Raw genomic sequence first — 23,039 nt, 5'->3', positions numbered from 1 at the left:
TCAGGAGCAACCAAATGATCAATCTGACCCGACGCGGAATGCTTGGCCTTTCAGCCGGCGCCGCCGGTTCGCTCGTCCTGCCGCGATTTGCAATCGCACAGGCTGACAATCGCCCATCGATCACCATTGCTGTGCAGAAGGTGGCAAACAGCAACACGCTTGACGTTCTTCGCGAACAGTCGAATGTCGGCGAACGCGTTTTCTTTTCCAGTATCTGGGAGGCGTTGATCGACCGCGACTGGCTGGGCGGTCTTTCGGCTGTGCCTGGTCTTGCGACCGAATGGACCCGCATCGATGACAAGACGGTCGAGCTAAAGCTCCGTCAGGGGGTGAAGTTCCACAATGGCGATGAGATGACCGCCGAAGACGTTGCCTTCACTTTTGGCAAGGAGCGCATGTTTGGCGACACGCAACCAGCCGAAGGCAAGACGATTTACGTCACGGAGAAAAATCCGCTCGGTCGTGAAAGCAAGGAACTGCCGCTTGAAGTGCCAGCGACGGCACGTCGTTCCTGGCCAGCCTTGCTGGGTGTCGAAATTGTCGACAAATACACGGTGCGCTTCAAGAATGGTACGCCAGACGTCACCATGGAAGGCCGTATCTCCCGTTACGGTAGCCAGATTATGAGCCGTCGTGGCTGGGAAGAGTCGCCTAGCTATCTCGACTGGGCGCGCAAGCCGGTTACCACCGGGCCCTACAAGGTTGTCGAGTTCAAGCCGGACAACATGCTGGTGCTCGAAGCTCACGACGAATATTGGGGTGGACGCCCACCGCTGAAGCAGATCCGTTTCATCGAGGTGCCGGAAGTTGCCTCCCGCATCAATGGTCTGCTCTCGGGCGAATATCAGTTTGCCTGCGATATTCCACCGGATCAGATCGAAGGTATCGAAAAGAATGACGCTTTCGAGGTTCAGGGCGGTACGATCCTCAACCACCGTCTAACTGTATTCGACAAGTTCCATCCGCAACTGGAAAATCCGTTGGTGCGTCGCGCATTTACCCATGCGATCGACCGTCAGGCGATCGTGGATTCGTTGTGGGCCGGTCGTACGGTCGTTCCGGCTGGTCTCCAGTGGGACTACTATGGCGATATGTTCGTTCAGGGCTGGAGTGTTCCGGAATATAACCCGGATCTCGCCAAGCAGCTTCTAAAAGAAGCCGGTTACAAGGGCGATGCCATCCCTTACCGCCTGCTCAACAACTACTACACGAACCAGACCCCAACCGCGCAGATCCTTGTGGAGATGTGGAACCAGGTGGGGCTGAACGTCGAAATTCAGATGCAGGAAAACTGGCAGCAGGTTCTGGAGAAGAGCCCAGGACGTGCCGTGCGCGACTGGTCCAATTCCGCACCGTTCAACGATCCGGTTTCGTCTATCGTCAGCCAGCATGGCCCGAATGGTCAGCAGCAACAGGTCGGTGAATGGACGAATGAGGAGGCGAACAAGCTTTCCGTCATTATGGAAACGAGCACGGATCACGCCAAGCGCAAGGAAGCATTCAAGCGGATGCTGGAAATCTGCGAACGTGAAGATCCAGCCTACACCGTCCTTCACCAGAACGCGACTTTCACCGCCAAGCCGAAGTCATTGAAGTGGAAGGCGGCGCCCGCTTTCGCGATGGACTTCCGCAAAAACAACTGGGCCTGATCCATTTGTAGAGGCGAGCCCGGCTCAATCGGGCTCGCTTTTCCTTTGGGGTTTCAAACCCCGCGACTGTGAATGAACCAGAAGGATTGCATGATGCCGCTAGTCGAAATTTCCAATCTCAAAGTGGCCTTTGATGGCGTGCCGGTTCTGCATGGTATCGACCTTTCGATTGAGCGAGGCGAAGCTGTCGGATTAGTCGGGGAGTCCGGCTGCGGCAAGTCTGTGACCTGGCTGGCAGCGCTCGGTCTCTTGCCGAAAAAGGCGTCGATCTCCGGTAGTGTTCTCCTTGAAGGAACAGAATTGCTGACTGCATCGCGCAGCACACTCGAAGGTGTTCGGGGTGGCCGTATTGCGATGATCTTTCAGGACCCATCGAGTTCTCTAAATCCGGTTATTCGGGTCGGGCGCCAGATTGAGGAGGCCGTGCGGCTTCATCGCAATCTGAGAGGACCTGCAGCCCGATCAGAGGTTTTGCGATTGATGGAATTGGTGGGAATACCCGATGCGCGTCGCCGTATCGATAATTATCCGCACGAATTTTCCGGTGGCCAGAACCAGCGTTTGATGATTGCCATGGCGCTGGCGGGCAATCCTGATATCCTTATCGCGGATGAGCCCACGACAGCACTTGATGCTACGATTCAGGCTCAAATTCTTGATCTATTGGCCGCATTGCGTGCGGAAACCGGCATGGCTGTGGTCTTTATCAGCCATGATCTTGGTGCAGTGTCGCAAATTTGCGAACGTGTTTCCGTCATGTATGCCGGGCGTATCGTTGAACAGGCCCGGACCGAAGCGCTCTTTGCTGCTCCGCGCCATCCTTATACGCACGGCCTGTTCGATTCTATTCCGAACCTTGATGGCGGGCGCAATCGTCTGATCCCCATTGAGGGCACAGTTCCTGAGCCGGGCAAGCTTCCGCAAGGTTGCGCATTTTCGCCACGCTGCTTGAGCGCGAGTGATCTGTGCGCGCGAAGCCTCCCCAGGCTCGGTGTTCCGCAGGACGATGCCGGTGAGGGGCGCATGGTCTCGTGCTTTCATCCCTATCCGGCTACCTCGCATTTGCCGCCATCCATGAGTGACCATGTTTCAGTCCCGGCGAGCACAAGGGCAATAGCACAATGACAGCTGCTCTCATCGAAGCTCGCGACCTTGTCAAAACCTACACGTCGCGCAAAGGTCCGTTCGCAAAACCGGTCGCGGTGCGCGCGGTCGACGGGCTTTCCATATCGGTCGCTCCGGCAACAACACTGGGCATTGTTGGCGAGTCCGGTTCGGGTAAATCCACGACCGGGCGGCTGCTTCTCGGTCTGGAAGATCCCAGCGAGGGAGAGGTGACGTTTGAAGGTTCAGCCCTACCTCGCCAGAAGACCGCAAGCTGGCGCGCTTTGCGGGCGCGTATGCAGCTTGTCTATCAGGACCCTCTGGCAGCTCTGGACCGACGGTTGCCGATTGGCCGTCAGATTGCCGAACCACTGGAGATTCACGGAATTGGAACCGCTGCTGAGCAGAAAGCGCGTGTTGCAGAGCTGATGCGAGCGGTCGGCCTTCGTCCCGATCAGGCTTCGCGCTATCCGCATGAGCTTTCAGGCGGGCAGCGCCAGCGTGTCGTCATTGCACGCGCCATCGCATGCAAGCCGCAACTCATTGTTTGCGACGAACCTGTATCGGCGCTGGATGTTTCCATTCAGGCGCAGGTTGTGAATCTTTTGCGCGATTTGCAGGAACGCGAAGGCATCGCCATGGTTTTCATCAGCCATGATCTGAAGGTGGTACGCAATATTTCGGATCGTGTTGCGGTCATGTATCTGGGCCGGATCGTCGAAGAGGCGTCCTCGGACGAGATTTTTGCCAAACCGCTTCACCCCTACACGCAGGCGCTGGTGTCCAGTGTCCCTGTCGCTGGAACTCCTCTCAGCGATCGCATCATCCTGCAGGGAGAGCCGCCGAACCCTGCCGCGCGACCTAATGGCTGTGCGTTTCACCCCCGCTGCCGTTTCGCGGCTCCGCGCTGCAGCAGCGAGACACCTGAACTCCTCGACATGCCAGCGGGACGCAAAGTGGCCTGCCATTTTGCAGGAACCCTGCAGACGGACAATATTCATGCTTAGATTTCTGATGGTTCGCGGGGTTCGCGCATTTGTGACCATTCTTCTTGTGGTGACATTCGCTTTCGTCGTTTTGCGTATGTCCGGTGATCCGGCCCAGATCATCATGGGACCGGACGCGCCACCGGAAGCGATAGCTGCCTTCCGGAAGAACTGGGGGCTCGATGATCCGCTCTGGCAGCAATATTTGCGCTATTTCGGCGCTATTGCGCGTGGCGATCTTGGGATATCGATGCGCGATGGCCAATCTGCAATCGCACTGGTGACCGAGCGCATTCCCGCGACGCTTCAACTTACGATACCGGCATTGTTGATCAAACTTGGGCTTGGCATTCCGGCCGGAATTTATGCTGCGTTGCATCGCAACAGCTTCATTGACCGGGCTGTCATGGCTACTGCCGTCATCGGCTTCACTTTACCGAGTTTTGTACTTGGCTTGTTGCTCGTGCTGGTGTTCTCGGTTTCGTTGGGCTGGTTGCCCTCGGGCGGGCAGGACAGCTGGATGCATGCCATTCTACCCATAATCACCATGGGGCTCGGCGGCGCGGCCATTCTGGCGCGGTTCTCCCGCAGCGCAATGATCGAGATTCTGGGGCAGCCCTATATTCGCACGGCGAGCGCCAAAGGTGTGTCCTGGCGAAATGTTGTCTGGCGTCATGCATTGCCTAACGCGGCCATCCCGATTGTCACTATCGTCGGGTTTATGGTCGGATCGCTGATTGCAGGTGCGGTGGTGGTTGAATCGCTCTTTTCCTGGCCAGGCGTGGGCAGATTGCTCGTGGTTTCGGTAGCCAATCGCGATCTTGCTATCGTGCAATGCATATTGCTTCTCGTGGCCGCGACGATGGTGATCTCCAATTTCATTGTTGATCTTCTCTATGGTTATCTCGATCCGCGTCTGCGTCAGGCGCAGGGCAAGGCGTGAGGCTGAACCGATGACGGATATGACCGCCAATACCGCCACTGTTTCCACGCAACCGAAAAAGAGCCGTAAAAGCATTCCGCTGATGGTCATCATCGGCTTTGTCTGGATCGCCGCAATGATCCTGATTGCGCTGACTGCGGACTGGATAAAACCCTACAACATTACAGCCTTTGACCTGAAAAACCGCCTCGCACTGCCGGGGAACGCACAGCATTGGCTGGGTACTGATGAGCTGGGACGTGACGTGCTTTCACGCCTCATCGAATCCATTCGCATTTCGCTGCTCATCGCGTTTGGTGCGACGATCATTTCAGCGGTGTTCGGGACGACACTGGGTTTCCTCGCAGCTTATTTTCGAGGCGCGGTGGAGCAGGTTGTGGTCATGCTGGCTGATTTTCAGGCGGCGTTGCCATTCCTGATTTTGTCGCTTGCCGTGCTGGCATTTTTCGGAAGCTCGCTTTTGTTGCTGACCTGCCTGATGGGCTTCTACGGCTGGGAACGTTATGCCCGTATCGCGCGTGGGCTGGCTGTCTCAGCGAATGCACAAGGTTATGCAGCAGCGGTTACCCAGCTCGGCGCTACGCCGTCGCGGGTGTATCTCAAACATATCCTCCCGAACATTGCTTCAACGCTAATCGTCTCGATGACGTTGACATTCCCGGAGATTATTCTCCTTGAAAGCAGCCTCTCGTTTCTGGGCCTCGGCGTACAGCCGCCGATGACCAGCCTTGGTAATATGGTTGGTTATGGTCGCGAATATCTCACTCGCGCACCGTGGATCATGCTCGCGCCGTCATTTGTGATCATGTTCACGACGCTGTCGATCAGCTTTGTGGGTGATTGGCTACGCGACAAGCTGGACCCGACCACGAGATAAGACCGGTCAACTTCCAACACTTGGACCTTGCGATTCTGAAAGCGAGTTGTTTAGTGTGAGGCGACAGAATTTTTATAGGAACTGACGTCTTATGTTGAAGAACATCAATCCATTGCTGACCGGCTCGCTGCTCGAGGTTCTTGCCGATATGGGGCACGGAGACGATCTCGTGATTGTTGATGCCAATTATCCGGCGCAGTCCTCTGGTGTCCACGTGCTGGACTTTCCGGGGATCACTGCAACGGATATGGCCGAGGCAGTGTTGTCGCTGTTGCCTTTGGACGATTTTGTCGACAAGCCAGCCGCCGTCATGCAGGCGCCCAATGAAACGCCGGCGATTTTCAAGGAATTTGAATCGGTCATAGAAAAGGCTGAGGGGCGAAAGATTTCCGTCGATCCAGTTGAAAGATTTGCTTTTTATCACCGCGCTCGCGATGCGTTCGCGATCATTCGGACCGGTGAGAAGCGGCTTTATGGCAATATCATTTTCAAGAAGGGCGTCATCCGCTCTTGAACGGTGAAATTGACATCGGCGTATGAAAAACCCGGGCATTGAGCCCGGGTTTTTTATTTCAGCTTTATTCTTGTGGCTTCTCTGCCTGATCCTTCATCGGGCCTTTATGCTCACCACCTTTGTGGTTGCCCATATGATGTGGACCTTTGTGGTGAGAGCCTCTGGCTTGGTGATACATCTTCGCGGCGCGCATTTCGCTGCGATCGATTTTGCCATCCTCATTTCGATCCAGTGCAGCGAATTCCTTCTTACGCTGGTTCTCCACTTCCGCAAGCGTAACCTTGCCGTCGCCATTGACGTCGAGGCGACGCTCCATGCGGTCAGCTGCCCGGCTCACGATGCGCTTGAGTGCCAGTGCTTCGATTTCGGCGCGAGAAAGTACGCCGTCGCCATCGGTATCGGCGGCCTTGAGGTCATCCATGCGTGAGAATTTCTCAAGATCGACGGGGCCACGCTTGCCCTTCATGTCCTTGTTTGGGGCAACGGCCGTCTCTGCTGCCGGTTTATCAGTATTTGCACTGCTATTTTCTTGTGCCAGTGCGGGTACAGCAAGCAAAGATGTTGCAATTACAGCGATAAATGCGGTCTTCGATTTCATGGCTATTTGACTCCATTACTCTTTTACAGGGGCGCCGCTAAAAGGCGTGCGAGTAATGTCTGTCTTTTTAGATGAACCGCATATGAATATGCCAATTAATTATCGGTAATGTATTGGGGAGTGTATGAGCAAACCAGAGTTGAAGCATTCTCCAAAGCGAAAAATCATCCGCAGGCACTGAGACACATATTCGTTCGGGCAAGAAGAATTTTTCTGATCCATCAGGATCAGTTATCAGCGGAAGCGTTTGTTTTCAGAAGAAAAAGTGGTGGGTGATGTAGGGATCGAACCTACGACCCGCTGATTAAGAGTCAGCTGCTCTACCAACTGAGCTAATCACCCACTCGCTTTGCCGAGGCAGCGGCCCCAGTGAAGTGAGCGGTTCTATAACGGCCTCTTTTCCACCTGTCCAGCCTCCAACTGCAAAATTTCTGAAAAAAATAACAGCTTGCGTAAAAAGCCCGGAAATGCGGGCCTTCCGAAAATCCATAACTGCGCGTTACCGGTGTCTTTTTCAGGGTGTGTGCATTCTGGTTGTGTTTTCTGGTCGCTCTTTTGAGAATCAAAAATGAGAGATTCTTGATTTGATTCATTTTTTCACGTTTTCGGCGTTGTAAGCGGAACCCTGCGGCTCCATATTCGCCGATGCTGGACTAATACGTGCGGCGGGGAGGTTTCGTTCAGGGAGTAGAGTCACGCTGCAAATGTCGCAGCCATGTCATCAATTATTGATGCTTGTCTGAGAAACTACGGCATATAAAAGACTTGATCGGTTGGTAGTGGTTCTGAAGTCACGGACACCGGCGCCGCCCCTAAAATTTGTGAGAGCAAGGCGCTTTATGCACCGGGTTGCCCTTGCCGAAGAAAACAGAAACGGCTCATATCGTTTCAAAATCCGGTTCGCGACATTTGAGGACGGAATGGAAAGTATAATAGGCGATCTCGGACAGTTTATTTCCGATCATCGGGCATGGGCTGGGCCTATCGTGGGCGTTATCGCCTTCGGCGAATCTCTCGCCATTATAGGAATGTTCATTCCAGCTACGCCGATCATGATCGCTATCGGCGGCCTCGTGGGTGCCGGAATCATCGAACCCATTCCCGTTATAATCGGTGCGATTATCGGCGCAGTGATTGGCGATATCATCTCCTATTTCCTGGGCTGGTGGCTGGGCCGCAATATTATTCACAAGTGGCCGCTCAACAAACACCGCAGCGGTGTGGCGCGTGCACGCCTTCTCTTCCGTCGCTATGGTTTTTCTGCAGTGTTCCTTGGTCGTTTCTTCGGCCCTGTGCGCTGTACCGTGCCGATGGTTGCCGGTATGATGTCTATGGATCAGACACGCTTCCAGACAGCCAATGTCCTCTCCGCGCTTGTATGGGCTCCGCTGATGTTCCTTCCGGGCTGGCTGGCAGGTCGTGGAGCAGGCGTTTTCGCCAGAATGGATGGCGATCACATGTTCTGGTTCGTGATCGGAATCACTATCGTCACCATCATTGCGACGGTTATCGGTGTGCGCTTTTTCAAAGCTCGTCCACGTCGGGAGCGTAAGCGCCGCGTTCAGGTCTCTCCCGCCGAATAATCGACCTCTTGTGCTACAGGCTTCGGTCTGCATAATAACAGACCATATGTTCCATGTGGCAACCGGTGTGGCTGAGGATTCAGGCCTCGCGACACCTCATATAAGGTTCATCGCGCTTTATGCCCGACGACAGTTCTGACGATTCGTCTTCTCGAAGTCCGAATTCCCCGGAGGGGTGTTCGGGCTTCCTGCGCATTGAACAATTCCCGATAGCCTTTGCCTGCAAGAGACTGGACCGCACAGATGCGGCCCGGTCACAAAGCTGTTGCGACGAATTTCCCAATTTCCATTTCTGCTGATCTTTAAAGGAGCCGACATATCATGGACTGGTCCATGGACTGGATTGCTGACCCCAATGCCTGGATAGGTTTGGTGACATTGGTGGTGCTCGAGATCGTTCTCGGTATCGACAATCTCGTCTTTATTGCCATTCTGGCCGACAAACTGCCCCCACACCAACGTAATCGCGCGCGACTTATCGGCCTTACTCTGGCTCTTTTGATGCGTCTGGTGCTGCTGGCGTCGATTTCCTGGATCGTCACCCTCCGTGAGCCATTGGTTTCGCTGATGGGGATGTCGTTCTCGGGCCGAGACATCATTATGCTAATTGGTGGTCTGTTTCTCCTCGCCAAGGGCACGATGGAGCTACATGAGCGGCTGGAGGGTGATCATGGGCCTAAGAGTTCCAAGGTCGTGCATGCTGTGTTCTGGCAGGTGATCGTTCAGATTGTCGTGCTTGATGCCGTGTTCTCGCTGGATAGTGTCATCACGGCTGTGGGCATGGTTCAGCATCTGCCGGTCATGATGATTGCTGTCATTATCGCCATCGGCGTAATGATGCTTGCTTCCAAGCCGCTGATGGATTTTGTCAACAAACACCCCACCGTTGTCATCCTGTGTCTTGGCTTCCTGATGATGATCGGTTTCAGTCTGGTCGTGGAGGGTTTCGGCTTCCATATTCCAAAGGGATATCTTTATGCGGCGATCGGCTTCTCGGTGTTGATCGAAGCGGCCAACCAGATGTCGCGACACAATCGCGAAAAGCTGGTCACGACCAACGATCTGCGAGAGCGCACTGCGGGTGCCGTCCTGCGTCTACTCGGTGGCAGTCGCGGCGAAAACCCGCTTTCCGACACGGTTGACGTGATTGCTCAGCAGACAGCGGCCAGTGATGTCTTCCTGCCGGAAGAAAAGGAGATGATCCGCGGCGTTCTTGATCTGGCTGATCGACCTGTGCGTTCTATCATGTCGCCGCGCAACGAGATCGAGTGGCTTGACCTCGATGAAGACGAAGCGGAACTTGATGCGGCCATTCGTGAGCTGTCACATTCTCGCGTCATCGTTGCGCGCCGTCAGGTGGACGAGTTCATCGGCGTGGCGTTGGTCCGGGACCTTTTGCTCGATATTGGTGACAAGAAGCCTGTCGACTGGGACAAGATCGTAAAACAGCCGCTTGTGGTGCATGAAAATGCAAACGTGCTGCGCGTTATGGAGCAGTTGCGTAATTCACCTGTCCAGATCGCAGTCGTCGTCGATGAGCATGGCTCTTTCGAAGGCGTCGTGACGCCGACCGACGTTCTGGAAGCCATTGCTGGTGAGTTCCCGGATGAAGACGAAGAGGCGGCTGTCGCGCAGTCGGACGGGCAGGGTGGTTATCTTGTAGACGGCTTTACCGATATTCGCCGGTTAAGCGGCCTTCTGGAACGCGACCTTCTGGATGACGGTGACCGTTATACTACCCTTGCCGGCTATGTTCTCTGGCATCTCGGACACCTGCCTTTGGGTGGAGAAAGCTTCGTTGCCGATGGCCTGGAGTTCAAGATCGAGTCGATGAATGGTCGTCATATCGGCAAGGTACGCATTACGCCCTCAACCGACTATGAGGTTTAACAGGAATGAATTTGCGGGTTGTTTGGTCTGGCTCGCAAATTATTTCACGCAGTTAACTCCGATAAAATAAGTAGGTTATTGACAAAAGCCGAGAAGCCTTCAAAATTAACCTATCGTTCATTGTTGCGGCGAAAACGCGACAATATTTGAGCGTAAGGCAATGAGGAGGCCAGGCATGAAGCGAACCGTTCAACAGCTCGCTACGACAATGAAGAATACGGTTTTGCGTGTTCCGGCCCTTCTGGAGCGGCCTTGGAGCGAGATGAAGTTGAATGCAGAAGAGATTGCAGCCCGCCGCCGTAGTCGGCTGGAGCGTGGCGAGCATAATTTTCTCTGGTGCTGGCAGCATCGCGGTTTCTGGTAAGTCCAGAGTCTAAGAAAGTTATGAAGGCAGGAGACGGAGGTCTTCTGCCTTTTTGCATTTCTTTTTATGGTTTCGCTCCTGATGAGAATTATTTTCTCACGCCAGCATGAGGTTTGGGTACGGGTTCCATGAATGGTGATAAAAGTAGTTTATATATTTAAATCAATGATTTAGATTGATTTTGCCTCTTCTCACGTTAGATTTGTTTTCCGAAAACAATCCAGTTTAGAGCGCTTTTCGCAAACAGCGTGGTGGGGATGGGTCTAATGAGAAAAATTATTCTATATGCGGCGGTAGCCCTCGGTCTCGGCTCTGCACCGGTTCATGCACAGGAGCCGAAGGAAATACTCAATGTTTCCTATGACATTGCGCGGGAACTCTACGAACAGGTCAATCAAGCCTTCATCGCTGACTGGAAGACCAAGACCGGCGAGGATCTAACCGTCAATCAATCCCATGCTGGCTCCTCCAAGCAGGCGCGTTCGATTCTGGAAGGGCTTGAGGCGGATGTGGTGACCTTCAATCAGGTGACCGACGTTCAGGTCCTCCATGACAAGGGTAATCTGATTCCCGCGGACTGGCAGAAGCGGCTTCCTAACAACTCCTCGCCTTACTATTCGCTCCCTGCATTCCTCGTTCGTGAGGGCAATCCGAAGAACATCAAGAATTGGGACGATCTGGCGCGTGACGACGTGAAGGTGATCTTCCCGAACCCGAAGACCTCAGGCAATGCGCGCTATACCTATCTTGCTGCGACGGCCTATGCGAACGAGGCGTTCAAGGGTGATCAGGCGAAGGTACACGAGTTCATCGGGAAGATTTTCAAGAATGTTCCAGTCTTCGATACCGGCGGACGTGGAGCAACGACGACTTTTGCCGAACGTGGCATTGGCGACGTGCTGGTGACGTTTGAAGCAGAAACACGCGGAACCGAAAAGGTTCTCGGACCGGACAAATATGACGTTGTCGTACCGGAAGTCAGCCTGCTGGCAGAGTTTCCCGTTACGGTCGTCGACAAGGTGGTAGACAAGCGTGGATCGCGCAAGATAGCGGAAGCCTATCTGAACTATCTCTATTCGCCGGAAGGTCAGGAAATTCTGGCTCAGAACTTCAACCGTGTGCACGACAAGGATGTCATTGCAAAGCACAAGGACATCTATCCTGATGTGCGTCTCGTGACGGTTGAAGATGCTTTCGGTGGCTGGGAGAAGGTGCAGAAGGAACATTTCGCCGAAGGCGGGGTGCTTGATCAGCTATTCACAGGCAAATAACAAAGCCAACTGGCGATCCCGGACGGGATCGCCTTGCTTTTTGGAAAAATCCAGTGGCGCTTCTAAGCATGAAACGTAATTCTGTGCTGCCGGGGTTCGGACTGACCCTCGGCTGCACTTTGCTTTATCTGGCTGTTATCGTGGCCTTGCCACTGCTGGCCATGATTCTGAAAACGGCAAGTCTTGGCTGGAGTGACTTCTGGAGCATTGTGACTTCAGATCGGGCGCTAGCGACCTATAAGATCACCTTGAGCGCAGCCGCAGTGGCCACTGTTTTTAACGGCTTGTTCGGTCTTCTGCTGGCTTGGGTACTGACGCGATATGAATTTCCCGGCAAACGTCTGATCGATGCCGCCGTCGATCTTCCTTTCGCGCTGCCGACTGCCATAGCCGGTCTGGCATTGGTGACGCTATTCGCCCAAAATGGCTGGTTCGGACGGTTCCTTGAACCGATCGGGATAAAGGTTGCTTATGCGCCGCTCGGCATCATGATCGCGATGTTTTTCACCAGCATCCCGTTCGTTATCCGCACGGTTCAGCCGGTGCTTGAAGATATGAGTGCTGATGTGGAAGAAGCTGCCCGCAGCCTTGGGGCCAGCTCCTGGCAGACATTCTCACACATTATCTGGCCGACCATCTTTCCAGCTTTCCTTGCAGGCTCGTCGCTGTCCTTTGCCCGCAGCCTCGGTGAGTTTGGTTCGATTGTCTTCATCTCTGGCAATCTCCCCTTTGAAACCGAAGTGACGTCGTTGCTCGTTTTCATCCGACTCGACGAGTATGACTATCCTGCAGCCGCTGCACTTGCATTCGTGATGCTCATTACGGCTTTCGTGATGCTTCTTGTGACCAATCTCATTCAGGCAAGGCAGCTTCGTTATGCAGAACGCTAGCGCAAGCCTGCAGGCACGAAATTCCGGACCAGTGCGCAATCTGTTGATCTGGCTGGCGGCTGGCTTGTCGGTGGTCTGCATTGGAGCGCCTCTGGCCATTATCTTCTCCTACGCATTCAGCAAGGGCGCCGATGTCTTCTTCGGTGAAATATTGAAGCCTGATACGTTGCATGCGGTCTGGCTGACCATTCTCACAGCAATCGTCGTGGTGCCGATCAACATGGCCTTCGGTGTCTGTGTCGCATGGCTTGTGACCAAGTTCCGTTTTCCAGGACGGCGGTTGCTGATCACTTTCGTTGAGATACCGTTTTCGGTCTCGCCCATCGTGGCCGGCGTGACCTACCTCTTCCTGTATGGATCGCAAGGTTTGCTGGGGCCATTGCTGGAAACTTATGACATCAAGGTGATGTTTACGGTTCCGGCGATCTTCCTTGTCAGTCTCTTCGTCACTTCACCTTTCGTGGCGCGTGAACTGATTCCGCTAATGGAAGTGCAGGGGAGCGATGAAGAAGAAGCGGCTCTGACGCTTGGCGCCAATGCCTGGCAAACCTTCTTCTATGTCACCTTGCCCAATATCAAATGGGCTTTGCTCTATGGTGCGGTGCTTTGCAATGCGCGCGTAATGGGAGAGTTTGGGGCAACGTCTGTCGTTTCGGGTGCAATCCGAGGCAAGACCAATACGCTGCCGCTTCAGGTGGAACTACTGTTCAATGACTATAACGTCGCTGGTGCATTCGCTGCGGCTTCGACGCTCGCTTTGATCGCTCTTCTGACGCTCGTCTTGAAGGTTCTGCTTGAACGCAGGCAAGGTGCTTAAATACAAAAGAGCTGGAGCGGTTCCATTTTGACTGGAACCGCTCTCACGGTCACGCTGCTTGGGAAAGCGTGTTGGCTACCGGTTCTCTGTGAAGAGAGGATGCAAGGATAATCCCCTCCGGCCAGCGACTGAAACCACTTGCTACGTTGATGTGGCCAGAATGGCCAAGATCGACAAAACCCGATCCCCAAACGTGCGAAAGGGCTTCAGCTTTGGCAAAGCTCATATATTCATCGTTGCGGCTTGCCACGACGATGGAAGGGAAGCCCAGCTCATGGCGCGGCAGCGGGGCAAAGCTCTGGAAACGGCTGTCCTTGCGGGCCATAGTTTCCGCGTCGGCAGGTGCAACGAGAAGGGCGCCCGCCACATGTGCTGCCGACGGTCGGCTGGCCAGATGTGCGACCAGTGCGCAGCCGAGACTATGGGCGACCAGAACGGCGCCCGGATTTTCGGCGAGTTTGGCTTCGAGTGCGTGCATCCAGTCGGATAGCACCGGATAGTGCCAGTCGTCCTGTTCGACAAGCAATGCTGACGGATCGTCATGCAACCATTGGCGCTGCCAGTGGCCTGCTTCCGATCCCTTGTAGCCGGGGATGATCAATGTCGCAGGCATGCGTTTTTCCTCTTGGATAAAGCCTTGGGAGGGCGTTCAGTTTCGCAATTTGTTCCATTTGCGAAACTGGTTCCAAGATAGGCGGCCATGGCCGCCATTTTAAGGAAAAAAAATTCAAATTATGGCGGGTTTTGTGAAGAATATACTCCGTCGTTGATCTGCTTCTATTTTCGCTGTTTATCGTTCCAGCGCAGGAGAAACTGGGATTTCTCGAAGACCAACACGACCACAAGCGACATCGCGAATGGGATAAGCAGGTAGAGCAGACGGAAGACGATCAGCGCAGCCAGAACATCAGCCTGATTCATATCCGGCAAGCCAGTCAGGAAAACGAGTTCCAGAACACCAAGGCCGCCCGGAGCGTGCGATATCAGGGCTGCAGAGAATGAGACCAGGAAAATGCCAAGAATAATGAGGAAACCGGGATTGCCGGCCTCTGGCAAGGCAAAATAAATGATACCAGCGGCACCGATCAGCTCCAGCGGTGCGACGATGAGCTGCTGCACTACAACCGACAGCCGCGGATATTCCAGACGGAAACTGCCGATCTGAAGCGGACGCAGGCGCAGCCAGCTACCGAAGACATAAAGCAGTACGAATGCCAGCATTAGAAGTGCAATGACGATGGAGACGGTTGGTGTCAGTTCCTCGTTGAAGCGCATGAGAATATGCGGCTCCAGCAGGAGAACGACGCTGGAAGTAATGACAACACCAAGAATGAATGTGAATGAACAGAAAGCGATGAGGACGGCGATTTCGCTGCCGGGCATGCCTTGAGAAGAATAGGCCCTGTAGCGCACCACGGCACCGGAGACGACTGAAGCGCCAATATTGTGCGACAGCGCGTAGGTGGTGAAGGAGCAAAGCGCGATAAACAGCCAGGAAATCTTGCGTCTGAGGTGCAGCAGCGCGATGCGATCATAACCAGCAAGCGAACTGTAGGCCAGAAGTGCTGAAGCCGCCGCGAGCGCCCAATGATGGGCGCGGATGGCGTAAAGACTGTCCAGAACATCATCGAGCGAAATGCTGCGAAGTTCGCGATAGAGAAGCCAAGCCGAAATACCGACTGCGCAAATGCCCACGACCGGCCAGATGTAATCCTTTGCTTTCATCAACCGGTCACCATGCCTTCATGCTTCATATCATCCCCTTTTTTGCCCATGATATCGGTCGACCCATCTCCCGATATTATCCCTAATGCGTCGGCCTGAAATTCGTTTTCCTCTGAAACGGTTTCGGTATTTTTCCTCTTGATCTCAGTTCCGATTGCCTTTGCCATGGCTGCTGCGATTTCTTCTTCTCCCAGAATGACGAAATCTGCGCCAAGATCATGCAAATATTGTGCTTCTGCCTTTGAACAGGCCCGCACGACGATGCTGATTTCCGGATTGGCGGCTCTGGCCAATGCCGTCACCCGCCCAGCCTCGAAAGCGTTGGGTATTGCAATAACCAGGTTTCGAGCCGTTACCGGATTGGCCGCCTTCAGTATATCTGAATCCGAGGCGTTCCCTGTAATAACCTGGATGCCTTTATCCTTGAGCGAGGCGCTGACTTTCGACGAATCCTCAATGACGAGAAAAGGCGTCTCTGCCTGCAATCCTGCTGCGATCCTTTCGCCGATCTGGCCGTAACCAACGATAATCGTGTGTGCGGTCAGTAAAGTCTGCGGCAATGGCTCGGGCTCAGAAATATTGAGTTCGGCACTGGTGTTATCACCGGCTGACGTTTTGCCTTTGCTTCGCTTTTCGATCCATGGTCGCATCCGTTCCGCGACAATGAACATGACCGGGTTGAGGAAAATCGAGAGGATTGCGCCTGCGAGAATGAGGTCGCGTCCGGCTGGCGGGAGGAGATTAAGGCTGACGCCCAATCCCGCAAGAATGAAGGAGAACTCACCAATCTGCGCAAGGCTCGCCGAAATGGTGAGCGCTGTGCTGACAGGGCGACGGAAAGCGCGCACGATGAAGAATGCTGCGACCGATTTACCGATCAGAATGATGGCGAGCGTTCCGAGCAGGGGCAGCGGATCGCGAAGTAGACTCATCGGGTCGAACAACATGCCGACAGAGATGAAGAACAGCACCGCGAAAGCGTCGCGCAAGGGGAGGGACTCCTCCGCGGCTCGATGGCTGAGTTCGGATTCGCTCATCACCATGCCGGCGAAGAATGCGCCCAATGCGAAGGAAACGCCAAACAGATGGGCTGCGCCGAAAGCGACGCCCAGCGCAATCGCGAGCACACCAAGACGAAACAGTTCGCGAGAGCCGGTCTGAGCCACGACGTTCAGAAGCCACGGTATGACCTTACGCCCGACGATGAGCATCAGGGCGACAAACAGAACAACCTTGGCAATGGTGAGAAGGATGATGCCACCAATGCCGAGGCCAAGCCATGAAACGATAGGATCACTCGCTGCTGAGCCTTCTGCACGGCCGGTTACACTGGCGACTGCCGGAAGCAACACCAGTGCCATGACCATGGCAAGGTCTTCGACGATCAGCCAGCCTACTGCGATGCGTCCACGTTCGGTGTCGATCAGGCGGCGCTCTTGCATGGCGCGCAACAGGACGACGGTACTGGCGGTCGAAAGTGCGAGGCCAAAAACCAGACCCGCCTGTACATCCCAACCAAGGGCGAGCCCAAGGCCGGTGCCGAGGGCTGCGGCTGCTGCAATCTGCGCGAGCGCGCCGGGTACTGCTATGGCTTTGACGGAAAGAAGATCTTTGAGGGAAAAGTGCAGGCCGACGCCGAACATCAGCAGGATGACGCCAATTTCGGCTAGCTGCAGAATCAGATCCTGATCAGCGACGAATCCGGGCGTGTGCGGGCCAGCAATGACACCGGCCAGAAGATAGCCGACGAGGGGGGAGATTTTCAGGCGGGTGGCTATCGCACCGAAGATGAAGGCCAGGCATAACCCGATGACGATTGTCGCTATCAAAGGCGTGTCATGGGGCATCAGGTGCCTTCCCCCTCTGGCTTTTCAATTGTGTAAGTGGGAGCCGGGCAAGGTTTGAGCCTTGCCCGGCAAGCGGGCTATTTCTGCGCTGCGGCGCTGTCTTCAATTGCCTGATGGGCTTCCTTGCGGTGTTGCCACCAGTTGCCGAGCAGAAGCAGGATCGGAGCGGCGATGAAGATCGACGACGATGTAGCGATAAAGATACCGAACAGCATCGGCACGGCAAAATTATGAACCGCGCTACCGCCCCAGATTGCCATCGGGAGCATACACAGGAACGTCGTCATCGATGTGTAAACACAGCGGACGAGCACCTGATTGATACTCATATCGACAATCTCGCGTAGCGGCTTTGATTTATAAAGACGCATGTTTTCACGCATGCGGTCATAAACCACGACCTTATCGTTTACCGAGTAACCGATAGCGGTCAGAAGCGCTGCAATGGCTGTCAGGTTAAAATCGAGCTGGAACAGCGCGAAGAAGCCGACCATCTTCGTGGTGTCGAGGATAAGCGTGATGATTGCGCCCATCGCAAAGAACCACTCGAAGCGCCACCAGAGATAGATGAGCATGCCGAGTGCCGACAAGATGACGGCGATGAAGCCTGAACGGGCCAGTTCACCGGAGACTTTCGGGCCGACGACTTCTGTCCGCTCGATTTTCACACCTGGATCAAGTTCGGTCACGGCTTCGCGCATCTTGTTGACGGCAACGGTCTGCGCTTCCTCGCCACCTTCCTGACGCTGGACGCGGATCAGGACATCATTCGGGCTACCGGCTGACTGAAGCGCTACTTCGCCAAGACCCAGTGCGCCTAGCTTGGCGCGAAGTTGCGCCAGATCGGCTGGCTGTGACGTGACGATTTCCGCCTGAATGCCGCCCTTGAAGTCAATGCCGTAATTCAATCCCGGTTTGAAGAACAGACCAATGGACAGAATAGACAGCACAATCGAGACGCCAATGCCGATGAAGCGTGCATTCATGAAGCTGATATTCGTCTTCTCAGGAACGAATTTCAGGAACGGCTCGATGACGAGCACTTTCAGCTTACGCTTGCGAACGTACCACGCCATGACCATGCGTACCAACGTCACATCAGTGAACATGGAGATCGCGATACCGAGCATCATGGTAATCGCAAAGCCGCGAACCGGGCCTGTGCCGAAGGTGAACAACAGCAAGGTCGAGATCAGGGACGTGACGTTAGCATCCACAATGGTGGAGAAGGCGCTATGGAAGCCCTTGTCCAGCGCGGCCATGGCTCCGAGGCCGCGTCGCGTTTCTTCGCGGATACGTTCATTGATGAGAATATTGGCGTCAACCGCGATACCAATACCGAGAATAATACCGGCGATACCGGGCAATGTCAGCGTTGCGCCAATGAGGCTCAAGGCAGAGAAGGTGAGCAAGGTGTGGAGCAACAGCGCCACGTTGGCAATCGTGCCCCAGACGCCATAAAGGAGCTGGATGAAGACCGCGACGAGTACGAAGCCCACGATACCTGTAATCAGACCCATCTTGATGGCATCGCCGCCAAGATCAGGACCAACAGTACGTTCTTCGATAACGGTCAGCGGAGCGGGCAGGGCGCCAGCGCGCAGGAGTGCCGAAAGAACAACTGTGTCCTGAACCGTAAAGCTGCCGGAAATCTGGCCCGAGCCGCCGGTGATCGGTTCACGGATGACCGGGGCGCTTAGCACCTTGCCATCGAGCACGATTGCGAACGGACGATTGACGTTTTTCGTCGTAATGTCCGCGAACTGGCGAGCACCGAGGCTATCGAAACGGAAAGATACGATCGGCTCGTTGGTGCGCTGGTCGAAACCTGCACGCGCGTCGGTGAGACGCTCGCCGGAAAGGGCGATCTGATCCTCGATCGGGTACTTGATGTTCGGATCCTTGGAATCCGGCATGATGGTCACGCCCGGAGGCGGCGCATCGTTCGGATTGGCATCGGCGACCATATGGAAGCTCATTTTCGCCGTGCTTCCGAGAAGCTGGCGAAGCTGCGCCGGGTCTTGAAGACCGGGAAGCTGAACGACGATACGGTCCGAGCCTACGCGCTGGATGGACGGTTCTGCAACGCCGACCTGGTCGACGCGCTGACGGATGATTTCAAGGCTCTGCTGAAGAGCGGCATCAAGACGATAGTTGAAACCTGCCTCGGTGAGGGTCAGGCGTACCTGATTGTCGTTCGAGGCAACATCTATGTCGTTGATCGCCGTACCGAAACCGCTGGTATTGACCTGCGAAATCAACGTGCGAAGTGCAGTTTCCGCCTTGGAACGCTGGTCCGCATCAGGGATGGTCACAACGACCGCATCGCCGACAGCACGGATCGACTGCGGCTGGATGCGTTCGGCACGCAGCTTGCTGCGGGCATCGTCAAGCAGAGAGCGCAAACGGTCTTTCTTCAGGCTCGCTGCATCGACTTCGAGCACGAGATACGAGCCGCCGCGCAAGTCGAGGCCGAGCGTGACCTGACGCTTCGGGAACCAGGACGGCATTGCCTCAAGTTGCTTTTGGGTGAAAAAGTTGGGCAAGGCAATGATAACGCCGATCGCAACGATCAGGCTATAAAGCACAACCACCCATTTGGAAGTACGCATGGATTAAGGTTCCGGTTGGTACGCCCCAATTGCCACTCATCAAGCAGCGGTGCGGGCATCGTTTGTAATGGTGTCAGGATTGGTTAAAGCCAATCTTCGAGGATGGCATATTATGCGCTTTTAGGAGGCGCACGGGCAGAGCCAAAATGTCTCTGCAAAACTGCGAGGCGCTGGAAATTCAGCGCCGCTTTGGCTGCTGCCGACTTTGGAAGAGCAAAAGCCACTGCCGCCACGGGCAGCGCTGCTCCGGTGCCATCAAGGTAAACAGCTTTGATCTTGGCTGCGATCGCTTCGATCAAGATCGCCCGCATGGGCTGCGGCGAGGGGGTGGATTGCTGGCGAACAGGGGTTGTCGGAGTGCCTTCGACCTGTCTTGCGACGATGCCGCCGGAGTGACCACGGGCAACATCTTCGTCCGGCGTTGAAAAATCCACGGCAAACAGAAAAGCCGTAAACGACAGAACGCACGTAACGAACAGCATGAAACCATGCCGCTTGTGCTGTTCCGTGTTTTTCATGCCCTTCATCAAATCGCCAAGACTTTCTTTAGAGTCGATCCGTGGAGTTGAGCCAGCTTTTCACACTCATTGCGAATCCTCATTAATCATTTGTGTTCGCACGAACAAGGAAATACTGGCATCAAGGCTCGTCTTATACGTTATGGGTCCGCTTCCTGCGCACCGTGAAATCTTGTAGACGGCCTACGCCTTGCATCCGTTTTAGGGCGCTTTATGTTGAAACCATGTCTTGTTTAACGGCAGAATTGAATTGGCATATTCATCGACGTTTCGTGTTCTTGCATTTTCTCTTCTGATCGGCGTTCTGTCGCCGGGTGGCATTGCGCCTGCCTTTGCGCAGGATAACAAGCCCTCGACTCCGCCGGCGGCACAAACTGCGCCCGCTGCCGCTCCGCAAAACGACTCAGCCCAGCAAGCGCCCGCTGCCACCGATCAGCAACAGGCACCAGCACCTGTTTCCAGCGTTGTTCAGCAACAAAAGCCTGTCATCAACGATCTGAAGCAACAGACGAAACGGATCAGTGATCAGCTTCCCAAGGCCACTTCGAACGATGAAACGCTGGCCAATCTCAAGCTCCAGCTGGACTCTCTTTCGAAGAAGCTTCTGGATGCTGGCGTTTCATTCCGTCCGCGTCTGACCGAAATAAATACGCGGCTGGAACAGCTTGGCCCCGCACCCTCTGGCGATCAGCCGCCAGAACCGGCAATCGTCAGTGAAGAACGCGCGCGACTGACCGCCGAAAAGGCCGAGATCAATGCCATTGTCGGCGAGACGGAAGACACATCGCTTTCCGTCAATCAGATGTCCGCAAAGATCGGCGACATGCGCCGAGACCTTTTTGCACGCACACTTTCACAACGCGTGAATCTCGATACGACGCTGGGTACAGAGGTTGCTTCGGCTGCCAGTAACCAGATGGTTTCACTCTGGCGCATCGTTCAGTCGTGGTGGCGTTTTGTAAGTACGTTCAAGCTCAAGTCATTTCTCGCTGCCGCGTTTTTTGCGTTTGCGGCGGCGCTGGTCATCCAGCTGGGTGCAAGACGCGTCCTCGGAACGCTCTATCAACGCGATCCAACGATCGAATCGCCCTCCTATCTAAGTCGCCTCTCAGTGGCTTTCTGGTCTACGGTTATACCGTCCGCTGCTGTGGGCGTATTCTTGGCGACGACTTACTTTTTAATGAACTATTTTAATGTCTTGAGAACAGATATTGCCGCTCTGATTCAGTCGCTTTTTCTCGTTCTTGGGCTCGTTTTCTTCATTCATAGACTGGCGTCTGCCTGTATCAGCTCGGATATGCCGCAGTGGCGACTGGTTCCGGTCGCACCACGTCCAGGACGCGTGTTGGGGTTGCTGATAACTGCCACGGCGCTGACAAGCGGGCTCGATTCTTTCTTCGGAAAGGTCAACCAGATTTTGTCATCGCCTCTGTCGCTGACGATGGCGAAAAGCCTGCTTGCTACGGTGATGGTTGGCGTTCTCATCCTGGCGATTGCGTTTCTGAAACCGGTTGAGCGCGAAAAGGATGGCGCTGTCCGCTCATGGCCGCGCGCATTCAGAACATTCCTGATCATATTGGGGCTTTTACCCATTCTGACCGCGCTGTTTGGCTATATCGGCATGGCGCGCTTCATATCGCAGCAGATCGTGGTGACGGGCGCATTTCTGGTTACGATGTATATGGGCTTCCTGACTGGGCGTGCAATTTCCGAAGAGCAGGCTTTCGCATCCAGCCAGATTGGCAAGGCAATGCGGGAGCGGTTTCATTTCGATGACGCAACCCTTGATCAGCTTGGCCTTGTGGCGGGCATATTGATCAATCTCGTCGTTGCCTTGATCGGCATTCCGCTCGTTTTGATGCAGCTCGGCTTCCAGTGGGCCGAACTTAAAAGCACCTTCTATCAGTTGATGACCGGTTTCCAGATCGGCAATATTTCGATCTCGCTCATGGGACTATTGACCGGCGTGCTGCTGTTCGTGATCGGCTATCTTCTGACGCGCTGGTTCCAGAACTGGCTCGACAACAGTGTTATGGCGCGCGGGCGGGTGGATTCTGGCGTACGCAATTCAATCCGCACAGTCATAGGCTATGTTGGCCTTTGTCTTGCCGCTCTGGTCGGTGTATCGGCAGCCGGGTTCAATATGTCGAACCTGGCTCTTATCGCTGGTGGTTTGTCTCTCGGTATCGGTTTTGGTCTCCAGAATATCGTCCAGAATTTTGTTTCTGGTCTCATTCTGCTCGCCGAACGTCCGTTCAAGGTCGGCGACTGGGTAGAAGCCGGCACGGTCAGCGGTATCGTCAAGAAGATCAGCGTGCGCGCAACGGAAGTGGAAACTTTCCAGAAGCAATCGATCATCGTGCCGAATTCGACGCTTATCAACGGTAACGTCGGCAACTGGACCCATCGCAACAAGCTCGGGCGCATCGATATCAATGTGCAGGCCTCTTATACGGAGGAGCCGCGCCGGGTCCACGCTTTGCTTCTCGAAATTGTTCGTGGCCATCCGTCGATCTTGAAGAATCCTGAGCCGTTCGTTTCGTTTCAGAACATGAACGATTCACTGATGATTTTTGATATCTACGCCTATGTGGCCGATATTACAGCGACGGGTGGTATCAAGAACGAGTTGCGATTCCAGATTGTAGAGCGCTTCCATGAGGAAGGATTACACCTGTCGTCTACTAGGACTGATCTCGTTCTCAGTGTGCCTGAAATCGAAAAACTCTCCGATTTGATGCAGAAGGAGAAAGAGCCTTCATCATCAGCCAAGAAGAAAAAGGCCCTGACAGAGAAGCCGGAAGTCGACGAGGATGCCGACGACCGGGCTTGATGAACGTTTCGTTCAGTT

19 protein-coding genes and 1 tRNA gene are annotated in these 23,039 nt (G+C 54.6%); 13 read left to right on the top strand and 7 right to left on the bottom strand.

All coding sequences use genetic code 11. The features are described 5' to 3' along the window. The first annotated feature begins 14 nt into the window (after positions 1-14). The 6 genes from KWJ32_RS12805 (at position 15) to KWJ32_RS12780 (ending at position 6,073) form a co-directional block, all read left to right on the top strand. Positions 15-1,649 (top strand): ABC transporter substrate-binding protein, encoded by a 1,635-nt coding sequence (locus KWJ32_RS12805; RefSeq protein ID WP_010659805.1) that lies wholly within the window; start codon positions 15-17, stop codon positions 1,647-1,649. Positions 1,650-1,739: 90 nt separating this feature from the next. Beyond that, positions 1,740-2,774, top strand: coding sequence for an ABC transporter ATP-binding protein (locus tag KWJ32_RS12800; RefSeq protein ID WP_012091822.1), 1,035 nt, complete (start codon positions 1,740-1,742; stop codon positions 2,772-2,774). Beyond that, on the top strand, positions 2,771-3,760 hold the full coding sequence (locus KWJ32_RS12795; RefSeq protein ID WP_012091823.1) for an oligopeptide/dipeptide ABC transporter ATP-binding protein: 990 nt from the start codon (positions 2,771-2,773) through the stop codon (positions 3,758-3,760). The genes KWJ32_RS12800 and KWJ32_RS12795 overlap by 4 nt, the downstream gene beginning before the upstream one ends. Next, a complete protein-coding gene (locus tag KWJ32_RS12790; protein WP_012091824.1) occupies positions 3,753-4,682 on the top strand; it encodes an ABC transporter permease in 930 nt (309 codons plus the stop codon). The genes KWJ32_RS12795 and KWJ32_RS12790 overlap by 8 nt, the downstream gene beginning before the upstream one ends. 10 nt (positions 4,683-4,692) lie before the next feature. Further along, a complete protein-coding gene (locus tag KWJ32_RS12785) occupies positions 4,693-5,559 on the top strand; it encodes an ABC transporter permease (RefSeq protein ID WP_012091825.1) in 867 nt (288 codons plus the stop codon). A 91-nt stretch (positions 5,560-5,650) separates the two neighbouring features. Further along, positions 5,651-6,073, top strand: a complete 423-nt coding sequence (locus tag KWJ32_RS12780) for an RbsD/FucU family protein (RefSeq protein ID WP_010659810.1) — start codon at positions 5,651-5,653, stop codon at positions 6,071-6,073. A gap of 64 nt (positions 6,074-6,137) precedes the next feature. Here KWJ32_RS12780 and KWJ32_RS12775 read toward each other — a convergent pair whose 3' ends face one another. Together KWJ32_RS12775 and KWJ32_RS12770 are read right to left on the bottom strand one after the other, a co-directional pair. Beyond that, positions 6,138-6,671, bottom strand: coding sequence for a calcium-binding protein (locus KWJ32_RS12775; RefSeq protein ID WP_012091826.1), 534 nt, complete (start codon positions 6,669-6,671; stop codon positions 6,138-6,140). Between the two features lie 266 nt (positions 6,672-6,937). Continuing rightward, positions 6,938-7,013, bottom strand: a tRNA-Lys gene (locus KWJ32_RS12770). A 578-nt stretch (positions 7,014-7,591) separates the two neighbouring features. On the opposite strand from KWJ32_RS12770, the gene KWJ32_RS12765 reads away from it, so the two are divergent. From KWJ32_RS12765 to cysW, 6 genes are all read left to right on the top strand, one after another. Next, the gene (locus tag KWJ32_RS12765; RefSeq protein ID WP_010659812.1) at positions 7,592-8,254 is read left to right on the top strand and encodes a DedA family protein; all 663 of its coding nucleotides are present in this window, start codon (positions 7,592-7,594) and stop codon (positions 8,252-8,254) included. A gap of 321 nt (positions 8,255-8,575) precedes the next feature. Continuing rightward, positions 8,576-10,144: a TerC family protein gene (locus KWJ32_RS12760; protein WP_012091834.1), complete on the top strand. Its 1,569-nt coding sequence runs from the start codon at positions 8,576-8,578 to the stop codon at positions 10,142-10,144. 175 nt (positions 10,145-10,319) lie between these two features. Beyond that, on the top strand, positions 10,320-10,508 hold the full coding sequence (locus KWJ32_RS12755; RefSeq protein ID WP_040129218.1) for a hypothetical protein: 189 nt from the start codon (positions 10,320-10,322) through the stop codon (positions 10,506-10,508). Between the two features lie 266 nt (positions 10,509-10,774). Then, a complete protein-coding gene (locus KWJ32_RS12750) occupies positions 10,775-11,779 on the top strand; it encodes a sulfate ABC transporter substrate-binding protein (RefSeq protein WP_012091836.1) in 1,005 nt (334 codons plus the stop codon). Positions 11,780-11,847: 68 nt separating this feature from the next. Further along, positions 11,848-12,669, top strand: coding sequence for a sulfate ABC transporter permease subunit CysT (cysT, locus tag KWJ32_RS12745; RefSeq protein ID WP_012091837.1), 822 nt, complete (start codon positions 11,848-11,850; stop codon positions 12,667-12,669). Further along, a complete protein-coding gene (gene cysW / locus KWJ32_RS12740; RefSeq protein ID WP_012091838.1) occupies positions 12,656-13,486 on the top strand; it encodes a sulfate ABC transporter permease subunit CysW in 831 nt (276 codons plus the stop codon). Before cysT ends, cysW begins: the two co-directional genes overlap by 14 nt. A 49-nt stretch (positions 13,487-13,535) precedes the next feature. On the opposite strand, the gene KWJ32_RS12735 is transcribed toward cysW, so the two are convergent. The 5 genes from KWJ32_RS12735 to KWJ32_RS12715 all read right to left on the bottom strand — a co-directional run bounded on the left by KWJ32_RS12735 (position 13,536) and on the right by KWJ32_RS12715 (position 20,197). After that, positions 13,536-14,099 carry an alpha/beta hydrolase gene (locus tag KWJ32_RS12735; RefSeq protein ID WP_012091839.1) on the bottom strand — a complete coding sequence of 188 codons (564 nt, stop codon included), beginning with the start codon at positions 14,097-14,099 and terminating at the stop codon, positions 13,536-13,538. A gap of 164 nt (positions 14,100-14,263) precedes the next feature. Further along, the gene (locus KWJ32_RS12730; protein WP_012091840.1) at positions 14,264-15,211 is read right to left on the bottom strand and encodes a lysylphosphatidylglycerol synthase domain-containing protein; all 948 of its coding nucleotides are present in this window, start codon (positions 15,209-15,211) and stop codon (positions 14,264-14,266) included. Then, positions 15,211-17,058 (bottom strand): YbaL family putative K(+) efflux transporter, encoded by a 1,848-nt coding sequence (ybaL, locus tag KWJ32_RS12725; protein ID WP_151609989.1) that lies wholly within the window; start codon positions 17,056-17,058, stop codon positions 15,211-15,213. Before ybaL ends, KWJ32_RS12730 begins: the two co-directional genes overlap by 1 nt. Positions 17,059-17,135: 77 nt before the next feature. Further along, complete coding sequence (gene secD, locus KWJ32_RS12720) at positions 17,136-19,670, bottom strand: protein translocase subunit SecD (protein WP_012091842.1); 2,535 nt, start codon at positions 19,668-19,670, stop codon at positions 17,136-17,138. 110 nt (positions 19,671-19,780) lie between these two features. Beyond that, positions 19,781-20,197: a hypothetical protein gene (locus KWJ32_RS12715; protein WP_010659823.1), complete on the bottom strand. Its 417-nt coding sequence runs from the start codon at positions 20,195-20,197 to the stop codon at positions 19,781-19,783. A gap of 241 nt (positions 20,198-20,438) precedes the next feature. Between KWJ32_RS12715 and KWJ32_RS12710 the strand changes: the two genes are divergently transcribed. Next, positions 20,439-23,021 (top strand): mechanosensitive ion channel family protein, encoded by a 2,583-nt coding sequence (locus KWJ32_RS12710; RefSeq protein WP_151609986.1) that lies wholly within the window; start codon positions 20,439-20,441, stop codon positions 23,019-23,021. The last annotated feature ends 18 nt before the right edge of the window (positions 23,022-23,039 follow it).

Origin of the sequence: Ochrobactrum sp. BTU2, from assembly GCF_024539785.1 — a bacterium.
GTDB classification, from domain to species: Bacteria; Pseudomonadota; Alphaproteobacteria; order Rhizobiales; family Rhizobiaceae; genus Brucella; species Brucella anthropi.
This window is presented reverse-complemented; position numbering and strand designations above follow the sequence as displayed.